This window comes from Citrobacter sp. wls827 (assembly GCF_005280875.1).
GTDB lineage: Bacteria > Pseudomonadota > Gammaproteobacteria > Enterobacterales > Enterobacteriaceae > Citrobacter > Citrobacter youngae.
Map to the genome: position 1 here is coordinate 159,978 of NZ_SZWR01000017.1, position 19,660 is coordinate 179,637.

The 19,660-nt window shown below is 51.6% G+C and carries 19 protein-coding genes; 7 read left to right on the forward strand and 12 right to left on the reverse strand.

The genetic code is table 11. The annotated features are described in order from the left end of the window. Together fadD and rnd are read left to right on the forward strand one after the other, a co-directional pair. A complete protein-coding gene (gene fadD, locus FDX03_RS11305; RefSeq protein ID WP_005122193.1) occupies positions 1-1,686 on the forward strand; it encodes a long-chain-fatty-acid--CoA ligase FadD in 1,686 nt (561 codons plus the stop codon). 84 nt (positions 1,687-1,770) lie between these two features. Next, positions 1,771-2,886: a ribonuclease D gene (rnd, locus tag FDX03_RS11310; protein WP_048211413.1), complete on the forward strand. Its 1,116-nt coding sequence runs from the start codon at positions 1,771-1,773 to the stop codon at positions 2,884-2,886. Between the two features lie 48 nt (positions 2,887-2,934). Here the strand turns inward: rnd and FDX03_RS11315 are convergent, their stop codons facing one another. The 5 genes from FDX03_RS11315 to FDX03_RS11335 form a co-directional block, all read right to left on the reverse strand. Next, positions 2,935-3,900, reverse strand: a complete 966-nt coding sequence (locus FDX03_RS11315; RefSeq protein WP_116359920.1) for a PDR/VanB family oxidoreductase — start codon at positions 3,898-3,900, stop codon at positions 2,935-2,937. A gap of 59 nt (positions 3,901-3,959) precedes the next feature. Next, the gene (locus tag FDX03_RS11320) at positions 3,960-5,408 is read right to left on the reverse strand and encodes an NAD-dependent succinate-semialdehyde dehydrogenase (RefSeq protein ID WP_137345946.1); all 1,449 of its coding nucleotides are present in this window, start codon (positions 5,406-5,408) and stop codon (positions 3,960-3,962) included. 18 nt (positions 5,409-5,426) lie between these two features. Further along, a complete protein-coding gene (gene yeaW / locus FDX03_RS11325) occupies positions 5,427-6,551 on the reverse strand; it encodes a carnitine monooxygenase, oxygenase subunit YeaW (protein ID WP_137345947.1) in 1,125 nt (374 codons plus the stop codon). Positions 6,552-6,595: 44 nt separating this feature from the next. Then, a complete protein-coding gene (locus FDX03_RS11330) occupies positions 6,596-8,197 on the reverse strand; it encodes a BCCT family transporter (RefSeq protein WP_048211417.1) in 1,602 nt (533 codons plus the stop codon). A gap of 257 nt (positions 8,198-8,454) precedes the next feature. Further along, a complete protein-coding gene (locus tag FDX03_RS11335; protein WP_137345948.1) occupies positions 8,455-9,537 on the reverse strand; it encodes a tartrate dehydrogenase in 1,083 nt (360 codons plus the stop codon). A 103-nt stretch (positions 9,538-9,640) separates the two neighbouring features. On the opposite strand from FDX03_RS11335, the gene FDX03_RS11340 reads away from it, so the two are divergent. Further along, the gene (locus tag FDX03_RS11340) at positions 9,641-10,558 is read left to right on the forward strand and encodes a LysR family transcriptional regulator (protein WP_137345949.1); all 918 of its coding nucleotides are present in this window, start codon (positions 9,641-9,643) and stop codon (positions 10,556-10,558) included. Between the two features lie 85 nt (positions 10,559-10,643). Here the strand turns inward: FDX03_RS11340 and minE are convergent, their stop codons facing one another. Genes minE through minC form a run of 3 tightly spaced genes read right to left on the reverse strand, consistent with a single transcriptional unit; the run spans position 10,644 to position 12,457 of the window. Beyond that, complete coding sequence (minE, locus tag FDX03_RS11345) at positions 10,644-10,910, reverse strand: cell division topological specificity factor MinE (protein ID WP_001185666.1); 267 nt, start codon at positions 10,908-10,910, stop codon at positions 10,644-10,646. Positions 10,911-10,913: 3 nt separating this feature from the next. Continuing rightward, positions 10,914-11,726, reverse strand: coding sequence for a septum site-determining protein MinD (minD, locus tag FDX03_RS11350; protein ID WP_003020956.1), 813 nt, complete (start codon positions 11,724-11,726; stop codon positions 10,914-10,916). 23 nt (positions 11,727-11,749) lie between these two features. Next, positions 11,750-12,457, reverse strand: coding sequence for a septum site-determining protein MinC (gene minC / locus FDX03_RS11355; RefSeq protein WP_048211420.1), 708 nt, complete (start codon positions 12,455-12,457; stop codon positions 11,750-11,752). Between the two features lie 126 nt (positions 12,458-12,583). Between minC and FDX03_RS11360 the strand changes: the two genes are divergently transcribed. From FDX03_RS11360 to FDX03_RS11370, 3 genes are all read left to right on the forward strand, one after another. Next, positions 12,584-12,877, forward strand: a complete 294-nt coding sequence (locus FDX03_RS11360) for a YcgL domain-containing protein (RefSeq protein WP_048211421.1) — start codon at positions 12,584-12,586, stop codon at positions 12,875-12,877. 69 nt (positions 12,878-12,946) lie between these two features. Next, entirely contained in the window at positions 12,947-13,606 is a 660-nt protein-coding gene (locus FDX03_RS11365) for a fumarylacetoacetate hydrolase family protein (protein ID WP_048211422.1), read from the forward strand. 93 nt (positions 13,607-13,699) lie between these two features. Next, positions 13,700-14,146 (forward strand): YcgN family cysteine cluster protein, encoded by a 447-nt coding sequence (locus tag FDX03_RS11370; protein ID WP_003020944.1) that lies wholly within the window; start codon positions 13,700-13,702, stop codon positions 14,144-14,146. A 29-nt stretch (positions 14,147-14,175) separates the two neighbouring features. Here the strand turns inward: FDX03_RS11370 and FDX03_RS11375 are convergent, their stop codons facing one another. The 3 genes from FDX03_RS11375 to nhaB all read right to left on the reverse strand — a co-directional run bounded on the left by FDX03_RS11375 (position 14,176) and on the right by nhaB (position 16,844). Then, positions 14,176-14,517 carry a DUF1971 domain-containing protein gene (locus FDX03_RS11375; RefSeq protein WP_016153372.1) on the reverse strand — a complete coding sequence of 114 codons (342 nt, stop codon included), beginning with the start codon at positions 14,515-14,517 and terminating at the stop codon, positions 14,176-14,178. Between the two features lie 110 nt (positions 14,518-14,627). Continuing rightward, on the reverse strand, positions 14,628-15,158 hold the full coding sequence (dsbB, locus tag FDX03_RS11380) for a disulfide bond formation protein DsbB (RefSeq protein WP_005122248.1): 531 nt from the start codon (positions 15,156-15,158) through the stop codon (positions 14,628-14,630). 141 nt (positions 15,159-15,299) lie between these two features. Further along, positions 15,300-16,844 carry a Na(+)/H(+) antiporter NhaB gene (gene nhaB, locus FDX03_RS11385; RefSeq protein WP_048211424.1) on the reverse strand — a complete coding sequence of 515 codons (1,545 nt, stop codon included), beginning with the start codon at positions 16,842-16,844 and terminating at the stop codon, positions 15,300-15,302. A 237-nt stretch (positions 16,845-17,081) separates the two neighbouring features. On the opposite strand from nhaB, the gene fadR reads away from it, so the two are divergent. Beyond that, a complete protein-coding gene (gene fadR, locus FDX03_RS11390) occupies positions 17,082-17,801 on the forward strand; it encodes a fatty acid metabolism transcriptional regulator FadR (protein ID WP_005122254.1) in 720 nt (239 codons plus the stop codon). Between the two features lie 102 nt (positions 17,802-17,903). Here fadR and FDX03_RS11395 read toward each other — a convergent pair whose 3' ends face one another. After that, positions 17,904-19,436, reverse strand: coding sequence for a SpoVR family protein (locus tag FDX03_RS11395; RefSeq protein WP_048211425.1), 1,533 nt, complete (start codon positions 19,434-19,436; stop codon positions 17,904-17,906). Positions 19,437-19,660 lie beyond the last annotated feature (224 nt).

Consider the following 19,660-nt stretch of genomic DNA (forward strand, 5'->3'; position numbering starts at 1 on the left):
TTGAAAAAGGTTTGGCTTAACCGTTATCCCGCTGGTGTTCCCGCGGAGATCAATCCTGACCGTTATCAATCCCTGGTGGAACTCTTTGAACACTCAGTAAGACGGTATGCCGATCAACCCGCGTTTATGAACATGGGGGAGGTGATGACCTTCCGCAAACTCGAAGAGCGCAGTCGGGCATTCGCGGCTTATTTGCAACAAGGACTTGGACTGAAAAAGGGCGATCGCGTGGCACTGATGATGCCCAACCTGTTGCAATATCCCGTTGCACTGTTTGGGATTTTACGTGCTGGCATGATAGTTGTGAACGTGAACCCGCTGTACACGCCTCGCGAGCTGGAACATCAGCTCAACGATAGCGGTGCATCGGCGATCGTCATCGTCTCTAACTTTGCTCACACGCTGGAGAAAGTGGTCGATAAGACCTCAGTTCAACACGTGATCCTGACGCGTATGGGCGATCAGTTGTCCACCGCCAAAGGGACGCTGGTTAACTTCGTCGTGAAATATATCAAGCGTCTGGTGCCGAAATATCACCTGCCGGATGCCATCTCGTTTCGCAGTGCGCTGCAAAACGGCTACCGCATGCAGTATGTGAAGCCGGAAGTCGTGTCAGAAGATTTGGCTTTCCTGCAGTATACCGGTGGTACCACCGGCGTGGCGAAAGGCGCAATGCTCACGCACCGTAACATGCTGGCTAACCTGGAGCAGGTTAATGCCACCTATGGTCCATTGCTGCATCCGGGCAAAGAGTTGGTGGTAACAGCCCTACCGCTGTATCACATTTTTGCGCTGACGATGAACTGCCTGCTGTTTATTGAGCTGGGCGGTCAAAATCTGCTGATTACCAACCCGCGCGATATTCCCGGACTGGTAAAAGAGCTGGCGAAATATCCGTTCACCGCGATGACCGGCGTCAACACGCTGTTTAACGCGCTGCTGAATAACAAAGAGTTCCAGCAACTGGACTTCTCGTCACTGCACCTTTCTGCAGGCGGCGGGATGCCGGTTCAACAGGCGGTAGCGGAACGTTGGGTGAAGCTGACGGGGCAGTATCTGCTGGAAGGCTATGGCCTGACGGAGTGCGCTCCGCTGGTGAGCGTCAACCCTCACGATATCGACTACCATAGCGGCAGTATCGGGTTACCGGTTCCGTCTACCGAGGTCAAACTGGTGGATGATGACGACAACGAAGTGCCACCGGGAGAACCGGGCGAACTGTGCGTGAAAGGTCCGCAGGTGATGCTGGGGTACTGGCAGCGACCAGACGCTACAGACGAAATCGTCAAAGACGGCTGGCTGCACACCGGCGATATTGCGGTGATGGATGATGAAGGCTTCCTGCGTATTGTTGATCGTAAGAAAGATATGATCCTGGTCTCCGGCTTTAACGTCTATCCGAACGAAATTGAAGACGTGGTGATGCAACATCCAGGTGTGCAGGAAGTGGCTGCCGTTGGCGTTCCATCAGGCAGCAGCGGTGAAGCGGTGAAAATTTTTGTGGTGAAGAAAGACGCCTCGTTAACCGATGAAGCGCTGGTTACTTTCTGCCGTCGTCACCTGACGGGCTATAAAGTACCGAAGCTGGTGGAATTTCGTGATGAGTTGCCGAAATCTAACGTCGGTAAAATTTTGCGACGAGAATTACGTGACGAAGCGCGCGGCAAAGTGGACAATAAAGGCTGAGCGTTAAGACAGCCAGCAGAAAGCGCCGGATAATCCGGCGTTTTTTTTGGCGAAAACCTAAGAGAGCACGATTTGAATTATCAAATGATCACCACGGACGACGCGTTGGCCACGCTGTGCGAAGCCGTTCGTGAATTTCCGGCGATAGCCCTGGATACCGAATTTGTTCGCACGCGTACCTACTACCCGCAGTTGGGACTGATCCAGCTGTTTGATGGCAAACACGTTGCTCTGATTGACCCGCAGGGGATCACCGACTGGTCGCCGCTGCGCGATATCCTGCGTAACACTGCGATCACCAAATTCCTGCATGCCGGAAGTGAAGACCTCGAAGTGTTTCTCAACACGTTTGGTGAGCTCCCGCAACCACTGATCGATACACAGATTCTGGCTGCCTTTTGTGGGCGCCCACTGTCGTGGGGCTTTGCTGCGATGGTGGAAGAGTTCACCGGGGTGGTGCTGGATAAAAGTGAATCACGTACCGACTGGCTGGCCAGACCGCTGACTGAGCGGCAGTGCGAGTATGCGGCGGCAGATGTCTGGTATTTATTACCGATCACCACAAAACTGATGGCAGAAACCGATGCATCCGGCTGGCTGCCCGCTGCGCTGGACGAATGTCGTTTGATGCAACAGCGTCGTCAGGAAATTCTGGCACCCGAAGATGCGTGGCGAGAAATTACCAATGCCTGGCAGTTGCGTACTCGTCAGCTCGCCTGTCTGCAACTGCTTGCCGACTGGCGGTTGCGCAAAGCGCGTGAGCGCGATCTGGCGGTAAACTTCGTGGTGCGTGAAGAGCATCTGTGGGCGGTGGCCCGTTATATGCCGGGCAGTCTGGGCGAGCTGGATAGTCTGGGACTTTCCGGGAGCGAAATTCGCTTCCACGGCAAGACGCTGATCTCCCTGGTAGAAAAGGCACAGGCCTTACCGGAAGAGTCGCTGCCGCAACCGTTGCTGAATCTGATGGATATGCCGGGTTATCGCAAGGCATTCAAAGCCATTAAAGCCCTGGTGGCCGATGTGAGTGCGGAGCAGAATCTTAGCGTGGAACTCCTTGCTTCGCGTCGTCAAATCAACCAACTGCTCAACTGGCACTGGAAATTAAAGCCGCAGGCGTCCCTGCCGGAGCTGATTTCCGGTTGGCGTGGCGAACTGATGGCCGACCGCCTCAAGACGCTGCTGCTGGACTATCCACAGTAAGCGAGCAGGCCGACCGGGGAGTCCATCGCTTATCCGGTCGGTTAAATTCTACAAATCAAGCACCAGGCGTTTGCCTTTGGCACGTGAACAGCAAATAAGCATGCTCTGCTGGCTGGCTTTTTCGTCGTCGCTAAAGTATTGATCGCGGTGATCCGCTTCCCCTTCAAGAATCGTCGTCTCACAGGTACCGCACACGCCTTCACGGCACAGGCACTCGACTCTGGCAGCTTTGTTATTTTCGATAACCTGCAGAATCGTCATCTCTTGCGGAACGACAAACTCACGTCCGGAACGTGCCAGCACGAGGGTGAAAGCATCACCGCTTTTATCTTCTACCGCAAATTGCTCGAAATGCAGCGTATTGTTATCCAGACCGTGGCGGGCGGCCTCGCTTCTTACGGCATCGTTAAGCACGGCCGGGCCGCAGGTATAAATATGGGTGCCGGGTTCTACATCGGCAAGCAGACGTGCCAGGTCGAGGCGTGTGCCTTCACTCGAAAGGTGCAGATGAATGCGATCGGCCTGGCGGTGCTGTTTCAGTTCATCATGAAACGCGCAGTTTTCAGGGCTGGGTGAACAGTAATGTAGCTGCCACTGTGCCTGGGCGCTTTCGAGTTCCGGGATCTGCGACAGGAAGGGCGTAATACCGATGCCGCCAGCGATTAACAAATGCTTTTGCGCCTGCGGTTCGAGGGCGAAAAGATTATTGGGCGTGGAAATCGTCAGCGTATCGCCGGGTTTGACCTGCTGATGCAGGTATCGTGAGCCGCCTTTGGAATTCTCCTCCAGGCGCACAGCGATTTGCCAGGTGCGGGTATCCAACGGCGAGCTCATCAGCGAGTACGCGTTGCTATAGAGATTTTCGCCATCGTGCATCTGCACGATGATATGGCTGCCGCCCTGGAACGCAGGCAACGGATCGCCTGAGGCAGCCGTTAAGGTGAAGCGCTTTACATGCGCGGTAATCGTTTCAATCTGACTGACCTGAACTTCTCGCATTTGATATTCAGACATTGCGGCACTCCCTAAAAATTCTGTCCGGCGCGGGTTACCCGGCGCGCCGGAATCTGTCGTTACAGCCCCTGGCAGAGATATTTCATCTCCAGGTAATCTTCGATACCGTGTTCAGAACCTTCTCGCCCCAGCCCTGATTGCTTCACACCACCGAAAGGGGCGACTTCATTCGAGATCAGTCCGGTATTAATACCGACCATGCCATACTCCAGTTGCTCTGAAACACGCCAGATGCGTGCGGCATTATTGCTGTAGAAGTAGGATGCCAGTCCATAAATGGTGTCATTTGCCTGGCGGATCGCATCCTGTTCATCTTCAAACTTCACCAGCGCGGCGACCGGTCCGAATATCTCTTCCTGGAGCAACTGCGTGCCCGGCTGCACGTTGCCGATGACGGTGGGCGTAAAATAGTTTCCTCCCAGAGCATGGCGTTGACCCCCGGTTAACAGCGTGGCGCCCCGCGTCAGCGCGTCATCAAGAAGCGACTGCACTTTGTCGGCGGCGGCGCTATTGATCAGCGGACCGGTTTGTACGCCGGGTTGCTCACCGTTGCCGACTTTCAGAGCGGCGACCCGGGCCACGAATTTCTTGCAAAACGCGTCATAAACAGCCTGATGAATGTAAAAACGGTTCACGCAAACACAGGTCTGTCCGGCATTGCGGAATTTAGCCACCAGCGCGCCTTCAACGGCTTTGTCGAGATCCGCGTCCTCAAATACGATAAACGGCGCGTTGCCGCCCAGCTCCAGTGAAACCTTTTTGATAGAATCGGAACACTGACGCATCAGTACGCGCCCTACCTCGGTAGAGCCGGTAAACGACAGTTTGCGTACGCGATCGTCAGCGGTGAACAATGCACCAATTTCGCGGGACTTTCCGGTCACGACATTGATAACACCCGCCGGAATACCGGCCTGACGTGCAAGTTCTGCCAGCGCCAGAGCGGTAAACGGTGTTTCGTTGGCCGGTTTTACTACCATCGTACAACCTGCAGCCAGCGCGGGACCGGCTTTGCGGGTGATCATTGCCGCAGGGAAGTTCCATGGTGTTATTGCCGCGCAGACACCGATACCCTGACGGATAACCATCAACCGTTTATCCGCCGCAGGCGAGGGGATAATCTCGCCATTAGTACGTTTAGCCTGCTCGGCAAACCACTCAATAAACGACGCGGCATAGACAATCTCTCCTTCCGCCTCAGCCAGCGGTTTGCCCTGCTCGGCGGTCATGATTTGCGCCAGCGCCGTTTTGTTGTCGAGAATTAAATGATGCCAGGCTTTAAGCAACGTGGAACGTTGGGCTGCGGTCATTGCCCGCCAGGCAGGAAGCGCCTGAGAGGCGGCATCAATGGCGCGTTGCGCCTCTGACGTTCCCATGTTGGGAATTTGTCCCAGAACGGCCCCTGTTGCCGGGTTGCTGACCGACAACGTGTTACTGTCATCGGCATCACACCACAGTCCGGCGATAAACGCCTGCTGGCGAAAAAGTGAAGTCTGAAAAACGGTCATGACGAACTCCTTCACTGATTAATCCTGAAACACCTGAGCGACCAGGTTATGGAAATGGGCAATGCCATGTTCGGAGATTCCGCTACCGCTGGTATCCGCCATAATGCGTCCCTGTCCACGATAGCCACGTGATTTCAGACCTTTTTGTACGCTCTCAACCAGGCGTAAATCCTCAGGGCGGAAGACATTGCGATACCATTCGATCAGCGCTTTTTGCTCTTCGGTCAGCTCTTCATTAGTGAAATAGATGTCGTAGTTTTGCAGTGTGGTTTCTGCATCCACCGGGAATTCATAAATAACGGTCATCATGCCTTTGATTGGCGTGACGTTAAGCATGGTGCACGGCCACAACCAGAAGCCGTGGAACGCAGCATCAACACCTTCTTCGAACTTAAACGACTGTTCAGAGGGTTTGGCAAAACCGTATTGCAGCGTCCAGTTGCCGTGCATGGTATGCCAGTAACGGTCAACCTGTACTGAGTCGGAAAAACCAGGGTGGGCCGGACCGCAGTGGTAGCACTCCAGATAGTTATCAACGATATTTTTCCAGTTGGCCGGCGTGCGGGTAGTGAAACGCGCGGCGAGTTTCAGATCGTGCACGTCAGGGCAGGCCTCGACGACTTTGGCTGCCAGTCCCGGAAGCTGATCTTCAACGCTACCGGCGTTCGGGTCCATATTGATGAATACAAAACCGGCATATTCTTCGAGTCGCACTGGTGTCAGATAAGCCTTCTCACTGTCAAAGTTGGCGACGTTTTCACAGTTACGGGCATGAGCCAGATTGCCATCAAGTTTGAATGCCCACGCGTGGTAGGGGCAGGTAATCACGTTCTTGGCTTTCCCTTCGCCGCTCAGCAGTTGATGACCACGATGCGGGCAGACGTTGTAGAATGCGCGCAGTACATTATCGCGGCCACGCACCAGCACGATGTTCTCACCAATCACTTCACGCGTGACATAGTCATTTGGCTTTGCCAGTTCGCTGCTGTGGGCAACACAAATCCAGCTTTTGGCAAACACGTTCTCTTGTTCGTGTTCAAAAGCCTGCTGGTCGGTATAGAACCGTGCCGGGATAGTCCAGGCGTCCTGCGGATTGGCACAAAAATTTTGCGGCAGAATAAACTCAGGGCTCAGATTGCTCATTGGATTACCTTTAATTTGTGAGTAAGAAGATTTTTGACAGGCGCTTAATTGCCGCCTTTGAGTAGTGTCCCAGCCGGTGGCGTGACAGGCGCGTCGCCCGGTGCTTCGGGAAGATGACTTTCAATTTGGTGAGCAGGAACATGGGCATAATCCTGCCGTACCCAGCGAAGAAAACCGCCGACCTTTACCAACAGGATGGCGAGGAAGGGAAGGGCGGTCAGTACCACCGTGGTCTTCATTGTTTCCAGAGACGCACCGGTGAATAAAATTGATAATGGAATTAATGTGATGACCACACACCAGAACAAACGTAAGCCACGTTCAGGATCATCCCCTTCCTGTAGATTACGTGTGCTGGTGGCTGCCATGGTGTAGGCCACAGCATCCATATGCGAGGCAAGGAAAATAATCATGATGGCCAGATACGCGACCAGGAACAGCTTCCCGGCAGGCAGTGACATCAGTACCTGCTGCACAGCCGTTTCTCCGCCCTGCGTTGCCATGATCTGCGGGATATCAATCACGCCATTGACAAACTGATGGATAGAGTAGCTCTCCATCACCCCGAAGAAGAACCAGCAGCCAACGGTGCTACCGAGGATTAATGCCCAGATAACCTCTTTAATTTTGCGACCGCGGGATACGCGCGTGACAAACATAGCGACGCCCGGGGTGTAGGAGATCCACCACAGCCAGTAGAACACCGTCCAGTTGCGGGTAAACTCACCGTTACCGAGTGGATCGGTAAACAGACTCATCTGCAAAAAGTTTTGTGTCGTCAGGCCAATAGCGTTGATGATGTTATTGGTGATGAACTCGGTTGGGCCGACAATCAGTACCACCAACGGCAGTAAAAATGCCCCCCAGCCGACCATTTTGCTCAGACGTTGCAGACCATTGTTGATGCCAATCCAGGAGCTCAGGCAGAAAATGCCGCCAGAGAACAAGATCACAAAGGCTTGCACCGTGAAGTTATCCGGTAAACCGGTGAGTGCTGATAAACCACGAGTGAAGGTTGCAGCGGTAACGACCAGGGAGATGGTTAACGCGCCGACGGTGGCGATCAGGAACATCAAATCGACCAGTCTTCCCCATACGCCCTGTGGATGAACGCCGGTGATAGCAGCAATTATCCCGGACAGGCTCAAGCCTTTATTTTTACGCACATGGAAATGGTAGGCCATGGTTAACGAGGCCAGCGTGTAGGTCGCCCATGCGCTGATCCCCCAATGGAAAAAGGAGTAAGGCAGACTGAATTCCAGGGCCTTTTGTGAGTGTGGGGCGATGTTCAGCCCCGGCGTTTGGTAGTAATAGGCCCATTCAGCAACCCCCCAGTAGAGCGTGGAGGAGCCTAATCCAGCGCAAATAAACATAAACAGCCAGGAAAGGGTACTGTATTCCGCTTTACCTTCACCGAGGCGAATATTGCCGTATTTGCTGGTGGCCAGCCAGACAACCAGCCCCATGGCCATGAGGACCAGGATCTGCACGGCGGAACCCAGCATTCGGGTTACGCCGTTAAAAATGGTATTTGCAACTTGTGCAGACTGCTGAGGGAAGAAACTGAGTGTGGCGGCGATAAAAAGAATAGCCACCAGGCTGATGGCTATCAGTGGCACATCTTTTTTCTTTACGTTGCTCAACATGGATGATCTCCTGGGCATAGTCGCCCGCGTTTGGCATTAGCCTGTCGTTGTTATCATGCTGTAGGGTAAGATTTTGTCGCTTCGTATTTAACAATTTTATTATTTGTTCTTTACATGAATTAAACAATTGCCTGATGCGTGAAGCAATAAAACACGGAACGGAAATAATAAAAGGTGAATTCACGCAGGTTATTTGACGTACAGAACACATAAAAAAACCGCGTCAGTGACGCGGCTCATATTTCGTGGTTTGACCTCTAACGCAGTGCCCGGCAGATAGCGTCAGCTACCTGTTGAGTGGTGGCATTGCCTTTCATATCCGGCGTTTTCGGGCCGCTGGCAATAACCTGTTCAATCGCAGCCAGAATGCCATCGTGGGCCGCCTGATAATTCGCATCGCCGTTGCCAAGGAAATCCAGCATCATCGCACCAGCCCAGATGGTGGCAATTGGGTTAGCAATATTCTTGCCGTAGATATCCGGGGCCGAACCGTGGACCGGTTCGAACAACGATGGGAAGGTTCGTTCCGGATTTAAGTTTGCCGAAGGTGCAATGCCAATCGTGCCAGTGCAGGCAGGCCCCAAATCGGACAGGATGTCGCCAAACAGGTTAGAGGCGACCACCACGTCAAAACGCTCTGGCTGCATCACAAAGCGGGCGCACAGAATGTCGATATGCTGTTTATCCCAACGGATCTCGGGATAGTGAGCCGCCATAGCTTCAACGCGCTCATCCCAGTAAGGCATGCTGATAGCCAGGCCATTGGATTTGGTCGCCGAGGTCAGGGTTTTACGCGGGCGGTTTTGCGCCAGCTCGAAAGCGTAACGCAATATACGATCCACGCCGCGACGGGTGAAGACCGACTCCTGGATAACCACCTCGTGTTCGGTACCCTCGCTTACGCGACCACCCAGTGATGAATACTCGCCTTCGGTGTTTTCACGCACAACGTAGAAATCAATGTCGCCAGGTTTCTTACCCGCCAGTGGGCAAGGAACACCAGGAAACAGGCGTACCGGACGCAGGTTGACGTATTGATCGAACTCCCGACGAAACTTGAGCAACGAGCCCCATAGTGAGATGTGATCCGGTACAGTGTCCGGCCAGCCGACCGCACCAAAGTAGATAGCATCGAAGGATTTCAACTGTTCATGCCAGTCATCGGGCATCATCTTGCCGTGATGCGTATAGTACTCGCAGCTGGCCCATTCCATTTGCTCAAAGCTGAGCGACAACCCCCAGCGCTCAGCGGCCGCTTGTAACACATGAATGCCTTCAGGCAGGACTTCTTTACCAATGCCATCTCCGGGGATAGCGGCAATACGACAGGTTTTCTTCATAGCAGCTCTCACTTGTACGCCATCAAAATTGACTTTCCCCTTATCCTATAATTGACTGATTAATAGTTAATCCCTCCAACTGGTGAAACATAAAACACAGATCATGAATAATCTGCCGCTGTTAAATGATTTACGCGTCTTTATGCTGGTTGCCCGCCGTGCGGGTTTTGCCGCCGTTGCCGAGGAGCTAGGCGTTTCACCGGCTTTTATCAGTAAGCGAGTTGCCCTGCTGGAGCAGACGCTGAATGTAGTGCTGCTGCACCGGACTACGCGACGCGTAACCATCACGGAAGAGGGGGAGCGGATCTACGAATGGGCTCAGCGGATCCTGCAGGATGTGGATCAGATGATGGATGAGCTGTCTGATGTCCGGCAGATCCCGCAGGGGATGTTACGTATTATCAGCAGCTTTGGTTTTGGTCGTCGTGTAGTGGCTCCAGCGTTGTCAGCGCTGGCAAAAGAGTATCCGCAGCTGGAGTTGCGGTTTGACGTTGAGGATCGGTTAGTCGATCTGGTTAATGAAGGTGTCGATCTTGATATCCGCATCGGGGATGATATTGCACCCAATTTGATCGCACGTAAGCTGGCGACCAATTATCGAATATTGTGTGCATCACCTGAGTTTGTGGCGCAGCACGGTACACCGAAGCAACTGAACGATCTGTCCACGTTGCCCTGCCTGGTGATTAAAGAGCGCGATCATCCATTTGGCATCTGGCAAATGCGTAATAAAGAGGGCGTGCACTCGATCAAGGTGACGGGGCCGCTCTCCTCCAATCATGGCGAAGTTGTTCACCAATGGTGTGTCGATGGTCAGGGGATTGCGCTACGTTCATGGTGGGATGTCTGCGATAACATCGCCAGTGGGCATCTGGTTCATATATTGCCTGACTATTATCAACCAGCAAATATTTGGGCTGTTTATGTGTCACGTCTGGCGACATCGGCAAAAATCCGTATTACCGTGGAGTATTTACGTCGCTATTTTGCTGAGAACTACCCGAAGTTCAGTTTGGAATAAATGGGGCGCAGCCTGGACTACGATCAAAAATAAAAAAGGCAGAATAATCTGCCTTTTTTCAACCATGACTCATTTACAAAAGATGCTATTTAGACTCTTCTGCTTCAGGCAAAGTCACGTTAAGTTCGAGGATAGAAATATCGCCGTCTTTTTGTTCAAGCTGTACGGTGACCATTTCAGGATCAATTTGTACATACTTGCAGATAACCTCGAGAATATCTTTCCTCAGTTGCGGTAAATAATGTGGCTCTGCGTCACTACGACGACGTTCCGCAACAATAATCTGCAGTCGCTCTTTAGCGATGTTCGCTGTGCTCTTTTTCCGCGAGAGAAAAAAATCCAGTAATGCCATAACTTATCCTCCGAACAGGCGTTTGAGGAAACCTTTCTTCTCTTCTTCAATGAAGCGGAAAGGACGTTCTTCTCCCAACAGACGGTCTACGGTATCAGCATAGGCTTTACCGGCATCAGCATTGATGTCGAGAATAACCGGCTCACCCTGGTTAGACGCGCGCAGGACTGACTGATCTTCCGGAATCACACCAACCAGCTTGATTCGCAGAATTTCCAGTACGTCTTCCATGCTGAGCATGTCACCTTTATTTACGCGGCCAGGGTTATAGCGCGTAAGCAGCAGATGCTCTTTAATCGGATCTTCGCCATTTTCAGCACGACGAGATTTCGACGCCAGAATACCCAGAATACGGTCAGAGTCACGTACAGAAGACACTTCCGGGTTGGTGGTAATAATGGCTTCGTCGGCAAAATACAGGGCCATCAGCGCGCCGGTCTCAATACCTGCCGGGGAGTCGCAGACGATGAAGTCAAATTCCATCGTTTTCAGGTCGTCCAGAACTTTCGCGACGCCTTCACGCGTCAGCGCGTCTTTATCACGAGTCTGTGAGGCCGGAAGAATAAAGAGATTTTCGGTACGTTTATCTTTGATCAACGCCTGATTTAACGACGCATCGCCCTGAATAACGTTGACGAAGTCATAAACGACGCGGCGTTCACAACCCATAATCAAATCAAGGTTACGCAGGCCGATATCAAAATCAATAACGACAGTTTTCTTTCCCTTCTGGGCCAAACCTGTAGCGATGGCCGCGCTGGAGGTGGTTTTGCCAACGCCCCCTTTACCCGAAGTAACAACAATAATGCGTGCCATAGAAATTCCTTGTTAAAAAGGGATCAATTCAACGGTTGAACTGTCAAAGCGTTCTCTGCCAATTGCAGACGTGCCGCTTTGCCATAAAATTCTGCTGGGATTTTATCACTCAGCCAATAAACACCTGCGATAGACACCAGTTCTGCCGTCAGGTGGGTACAGAAAATTTGCGCTTCCCGATCGCCGCTTGCGCCCGCCAGCGCACGACCTCTCATCATGCCATAAACGTGAATATTGCCATCAGCGATAAGCTCTGCGCCCGCACTGACGTGACTTGTAACAATCAGATCACATTGTGGAGCATAAATACGCTGACCGGAACGAACCGGTACATTTATTAATCGTGTTTTTGTGATGGGAGTAACGTTTTGTGGCGGTACGGCAGGTGCCGGAGTTTCAACAGGTGCGGAACGAATGGCTTTTTCTTTACCTTCTGTCAGTAAAGGAAGACCCATTTCGTCGATTTCAGCTTTGAGTCTGGCATCTTTGCATCCGCTAACGCCGATAATGCGCAATCCGGTAGACGCGACAACTTTCTGCAGCGCTGACCAGTTTACCGGACTTTCAAGACCACTCACGTTAACTACGACGGGAGCATGTTTTAAAAAAGCAGGTGCCTGCGCGATTTTGTCTTCCAACGCCTGACGAATAACCTCGGGTTCTGCTTCATGTAAGTGAACCACTGATAAGGTGAAGCTACTGCCTTTAAGCTCGATTGGCGTGTTTGACATCCTGGCCTTACTCAATTTGCTATTTATCATCCCCAGTGCGGGGTGATATTCCGAAGACTATAAGGCATGTTATAGTCAGTATTATATTGAGGCAAGCCACCATTCCGTGAATTCAGAGTAAAAGATATGTTTTGTGTGATCTACCGAAGCAGCAAACGTGACCAGACCTATTTATATGTCGAAAAAAAAGACGATTTCTCGCGTGTTCCTGAAGAACTGATGAAAGGGTTTGGCCAGCCAAAGCTGGCAATGATTTTACCGCTTGATGGTCGTAAAAAACTGGTTAATGCCGATCTTGAAAAAGTAAAACAGGCACTAACCGAGCAGGGCTATTATTTACAAATACCACCGCCGCCTGAAGATTTACTCAAACAGCATTTATCTGCGGTAAAAGAAAATACATCAGACGCTAAACGTTAAACTGCATCCGGCAGCAGCATGTCTCACCGATGCAGTACCTGAAATCTATGACTACGTTAGGGGAAAGTAATGTATCAACATCACAACTGGCATGGTGCTCTGCTGGATTATCCGGTGAGCAAAGTGGTTTGCGTCGGTAGCAATTATGCAAACCACATTAAAGAGATGGGGGGAGCAACGCCGGAAGAGCCAGTGTTGTTTATTAAGCCTGAAACTGCGCTGTGTGATTTGCGCCAACCGCTGGTCATTCCGGCGGATATGGGTTCCGTCCATCACGAAGTTGAACTGGCCGTGCTGATCGGTGCAACCCTGCGCCAGGCGACAGAAGAGCATGTGCGCAAAGCCATCGCTGGCTATGGTGTGGCGCTGGACCTGACCCTGCGTGATATTCAGGGCAAAATGAAAAAAGCGGGCCAGCCGTGGGAAAAAGCGAAGGGTTTTGACAACTCTTGCCCGCTGTCGGGGTTTATTCCGGTAGCGGAATTTAACGGTGATCCGCAGGATACTCAGCTCGGATTAACGGTGAATGGCGAAGTCCGCCAGCAGGGCACTACGGCGGATATGATCCATCATATTGTCCCATTGATTGCTTACATGAGCCGATTTTTCACGCTTAAAGCCGGTGATGTGGTATTGACTGGGACGCCAGCTGGCGTTGGGCCGTTACACAGCGGTGATGAGCTGGCTATCAGTTTCCATGGTCAGACGCTAACCACCCGGGTGCTGTAACCTGTGCTTGCCGCCTATTTCGGGCGGCAAAACTTGCATCAACGTGCCAGACTGGTTATAAGGTGCAGCTTTAGTGAAATAGCGGATACCCTGATGAGCGACATACCTTTCTGGCAAAGTAAAACCCTTGATGAAATGACCGATGCCGAGTGGGAGTCATTATGTGATGGGTGCGGCCAATGCTGCCTGCATAAGCTGATGGATGAAGACACCGACGAAATCTACTTTACCAACGTCGCGTGTAAGCAACTCAATATCAAAACCTGTCAGTGCCGTAATTACGAACGTCGATTCGAGTACGAGCCTGACTGCATCAAGCTGACGCGCGATAATTTGCCGACTTTTGAATGGTTGCCGATGACCTGCGCCTATCGTCTGCTCGCGGAAGGTAAAGGGCTGCCGGAGTGGCATCCGCTGCTGACGGGGTCAAAGGCGGCAATGCACGGTGAGCGTATTTCAGTACGCCATATCGCGGTGAAAGAATCAGAAGTGCGTGACTGGCAGGACCATATTCTGAACAAACCTTCATGGGCGGACTAAGCCGCCCATCGATTAACAGGCGTTAAGGATTAAGACTTTTTCGCCTGATACATCTCATCACTATGGTTGTCATCTTCAACCCAGAAATTAATGTTGAACTGCGCATCGTCACTTAATTCAACACGATGCCAGTACTGCGGTGGGCTGGTCGCGAACTGTCCGGCATTAATGACCACTTTTACTTCAGGTTCTTTTGCGTCTTCATTGGCAAAGCCGTAATACGTTACAGTGCCTTCCATCACGCAGAGTTGTCCAAAAACGCCGGCTGCTGTGTTGTGGTGAGAAAGCAGGGCGGCCGGGACATTGTCTTTCGTAAAGAAGGGAGTAGAGCGTTTAACTTTCCAGTTTGCCGGGATGCGTAAATGGGACATAAGACATCTCCTTTGTATGGCATCTATAAGATTCATTTAATATACATCTTATAGATGCCAGCAAGCAATGACATTATGGCAAAAAAAAACGCTCCCGAAGGAGCGTTCTGTTAGCGACCGAAGAGGTCACGTTTTTTCGGTTTAAAGGGCTGAGCAATCAGCACCAACACTGCAACGACCAGATACGCGGCAAAAATCCCCAACAGCCACTGCGGCATCTCCAGGGTTAAAAATGACCACTGACGCTCAGCGCAGTCACCGGATGCCATAAATACCTGCGGCAGCCATTTATCCAGCGGTAACCAACTCGGGAAGCGCGCGGCAAAATCACAGGTCATGAACGGTGATGGGTGAAGCTGAATCATCGTGTGTTCATACGCTAACTGAAGCCCGCGCCAGGCGCTGTAAATCCAGATAAGCATTGCCACATAACGCAGTGGCGTTTTTGGGGCAATTGCGCCCACCAGACCAGCACCCATCACGCCAAATAATGCGCTACGTTCGTAAATACACAACACGCAGGGTTTTAGCAGCATGACATGCTGGAACCACAAGGCAACAAGTTCCAACGCCAGGGCGGTTAGCGCCAGCAATAACCACGCTCCACGCCCACGGGAGCACTGGTTTAAAAATCGCAACATAATAATTTCCCTGCAACATGCGTAGAGACCGCAGTTTAAACCAATTCAATTTATGCGCCACTAGCGGCAATTGAAATATTGTGTAATCGGATAATTATCATGCAAAAAGTCAAACCGGGCAGTGATTTACCCGGTTTATTGTTATGAAAGTGTAGCTAACCAGCCTGTTTGCGTCATCCACTCGGTCACTGGAACCAGCGTGAACTCTACGCAAAGCAGACCGACGAGCGTCAGGACGAGAGTATACGGCAGAGCCATCCACACCATGCGACCATAAGAAAGGCGAATCAACGGTGCCAGCGCGGAGGTCAGCAGGAACAGGAATGCTGCCTGGCCGTTTGGCGTGGCTACGGAAGGCAGGTTGGTCCCGGTATTGATCGCCACCGCTAACAGTTCATATTGATTCAGGCTAATCGTCCCGTGCTCCAGCGCCGCTTTCGCTTCGTTGATGTAAATTGTGCCAACAAAGACGTTGTCTGAAATTGACGACAGCAGGCCGTTGAAAAGATAGAACAGGGTCAGCTGTGCATGCTCAGAAGACTGCAAAACAAAATGAATAATCGGCGAGAAGAGCTGTTGATCGATAATCACCGCAACGATAGAGAAGAACACGGTCAGCAGGGCGGTGAACGGCAGCGACTCGGTGAAGGCTTTACCAATAGCGTGTTCGTCAGTAACGCCAGTTAACGAAGTCGCCAGAATAATCACCGACAGGCCAATTAATCCAACTTCTGCCAGATGCAGCGCGAGGGCGACGACCAGCCATACGCCGATGACTGCCTGAATAATCAGCTTGATTTTATCCTGGCGGGTACGTTGTTGCCGGCTTTCATCGTCAAACTGTTGCAGAACGCCACGGACAGCTTCCGGCAATGTTTCACCGTAGCCAAACCAACGTAACTTTTCAACCAGCAGGCAGGTGAGCAGACCGCAAATCAACACCGGGACGGTGACCGGCGACATGCGCAGGAAAAAATCACCAAAATGCCAGCCAGCTGCTTTGGCGATAATCAGGTTCTGCGGTTCGCCAACCATGGTCATCACACCGCCTAAGGCTGTGCCGACTCCCGCGTGCATCATCAGGCTGCGCAGAAAACCGCGGAACTGCTCCAGTACGACTTTATTGTGCTGGTCGATATGGCTGTCATCCAGCAAATTGTTATCTCCCGGGCGGGAAGAGGCGACGCGATGGTAGATACCGTAAAAACCGACCGCCACGCTGATCACGACCGCGACCACAGTCAATGCGTCGAGGAACGCCGAAAGGAAGGCAGCGGCAACACAAAAGGCCAGCGACAGCAGCATCTTGGAGCGAATACTGAGCAGCAGTCGGGTAAAAATAAACAGCAGCAGTTGCTTCATAAAGTAGATGCCCGCCACCATAAACATCAGCAGCAAGAGCACTTCAAGGTTGGCGGCAACTTCTTCACGAACATGAGTGGCGCTGGTCATGCCGATGACGACAGCTTCGATGGCTAACAGCCCGCCCGGCAACAGTGGATAACACTTAAGCGCCATTGCCAGCGTAAAAATGAATTCGGCCACCAGCAACCAACCCGCGATAAAGGGATTGATGAAAAAAATAAGCGGGTTAATGATTAAGAAGACGAGCAGTGCAAGTTTATACCAGTCCGGCGACTGGCCTAAAAAGTTGCGCCACATAGCGCGGCCCCATGATAGCTCCATGGCAGTTTCCCTTACCTGTAAAAATGAAATCATGTTTTTATGTTTGACCGCAAAGCTTAGCGGCACGAGTGAACGCAGGCAAGCTCTTCACGTGGCTTATCGTACCGACTGCGTATCAGCGTTATCTGGAAAATGAAGCCTTGATCCACTTTTTCTTCGTTACGTCAGCTATCAGCTAAGAAACCCGTCTGGTATGATGTGTGTAACTATGTTTTGCTGTGTAATGGAATTATCACTATGGTCATTAAGGCGCAAAGCCCTGCTGGGTTCGCGGAAGAGTACATCATTGAGAGTATCTGGAATAACCGCTTCCCACCTGGCACTATTTTGCCCGCTGAACGTGAACTCTCCGAACTCATTGGAGTAACACGTACCACGTTACGCGAAGTTTTGCAGCGTCTGGCGCGGGACGGCTGGTTGACCATTCAACACGGCAAACCGACGAAAGTGAATAACTTTTGGGAAACCTCCGGACTGAATATCCTGGAAACGCTGGCGCGTCTCGATCACGAAAGTGTTCCGCAGTTGATTGATAATCTGCTGTCTGTGCGTACTAACATCTCGACGATCTTTATTCGCACCGCATTCCGCCAACATCCTGATAAAGCCCAGGACGTTTTGGCCACGGCGAATCAGGTTGCTGACCATGCTGACGCGTTTGCCGATCTGGACTACAACATTTTCCGTGGTCTGGCATTTGCATCGGGCAATCCGATTTACGGTTTGATCCTCAACGGTATGAAAGGACTTTATACGCGTATTGGCCGTCATTACTTTGCCAACCCGGAAGCGCGCGGCCTGGCGTTGAACTTCTACCGTAAGCTGTCAGAACTCTGCGAGCAGGGTGCTCATGATTTGGTCTATGAAACGGTGCGCCGCTATGGTCACGACAGTGGTGAGATTTGGCACCGTATGCAGAAGAATTTACCGGGCGATTTAGCTATTCAGGGACGCTAATCGCGCAATGCCGGATGGTGACGCCAAAGCGTCTTATCCGGCCTACAATGCGTCTACGTCGTAGGCCGGATAAGGTATTTACACCGCCTCCGGCAATAAGCGTTACAGGCCGTTCATCCTTGGCGGGCAACGCTCCAGCAGCTCAACGCTGCCATCTTCATTCTGCTGCTCCAGCATCACATCAAAACCCCATAGCCGGTGCACATGCTTAAGCACCTCTTTGCGTCCTTTATCCAACGGCGCGCGGTTATGTGGGATATAACGCAAGGTCAGTGAACGGTCGCCGCGCAGATCGACATTCCAGATTTGAATATTCGGCTCCAGATTGCTCAGGTTATATTGCGATGACAGCCTGTTACGGATCTCGCGATACCCCTCTTCATTGTGAATCGCTGAAATTTCCAGGTAATTATGGCGGTCATCATCCAGCACCGTGAACAGGCGGAAATCGCGCATCACTTTTGGTGACAGGAACTGGCTGATAAAGCTCTCATCTTTAAAATCACGCATCGCGAAATGCAGCGTTTCCAGCCAGTCGGAACCCGCAATATTTGGGAACCAGTATTTGTCCTCCTCGGTGGGCGACTGACAAATACGTTTGATATCCTGGAACATAGCAAAGCCCAGCGCATAAGGGTTTATCCCGCTATACCATGGACTGTTATACGGTGGCTGGAATACCACGTTGGTATGGCTATGCAGAAACTCCAGCATAAAGCGCTCGGTGACTTTGCCTTCATCATAAAGGTGATTGAGGATGGTGTAGTGCCAGAAAGTTGCCCATCCCTCATTCATCACCTGAGTTTGTTTCTGCGGATAAAAATACTGGCTCACCTTACGCACAATACGCAGGACCTCTCGCTGCCAGGATTCAAGCAGTGGGGCGTTTTTCTCCATAAAATACAGCAGGTTTTCCTGCGGCTCAGAAGGATAACGACGCGCGGTAGAGATCGTCTTCTCTTCCTCTTTCTTCGGCAACGTACGCCACAGCATATTCACCTGACTTTGCAGATACTCTTCACGGCTTTTCTGCCGGGCCTTCTCTTCCTGTAGTGAGATCTTTTGCGGGCGTTTATAGCGGTCAACGCCGTAGTTCATCAACGCATGGCAGGAGTCGAGAAGCTTTTCGACTTCATCCACGCCGTAACGCTCTTCACACTGGGTAATGTAGTTTCGCGCGAAGATCAGGTAATCGACGATGGAACTGGCGTCCGTCCAACTGCGGAACAGGTAGTTATTCTTGAAGAAAGAGTTATGTCCATAGCAGGCATGCGCCATGACCAGTGCCTGCATGGTGATGGTGTTCTCTTCCATCAGGTACGCGATACACGGGTTGGAGTTAATAACAATCTCATAGGCCAGCCCTTGCTGACCATGCTTGTACAAGCGTTCGGTTTCAATAAACTTTTTACCAAACGACCAGTGCGGATAGTTGATCGGCATCCCAACGCTGGAATAGGCGTCCATCATTTGCTCGGAGGTGATCACCTCGATTTGGTGCGGGTAGGTATCCAGCCTGTAGAGTTTCGCCACGCGGTCTATCTCTGCCAGATAGACATCCAGCAGATCAAACGTCCAGTCGGGTCCATCGCTTAACCGTGTGCTGTCCTTGTTCATGGAATCAATCGTAGCCATTCGCGCACCCTCATTGTTGGCGGCACTCTCTGTCTGGAGTACCTCATTTCAAGCATAGATCATGGTGTTAAAAAACGTGCTGCAGGAGAAATTTTTTCTTTGCGATTTCACGTCAGCGAAGCGTCGAAAAACGGCCAGGTGACAAAATTTTATGCTGGATAAAAATAACGCACAGCAGGAGATGCCAAAGCAGAGACTTCCCTGCAATCACTGCTATGTGTGAG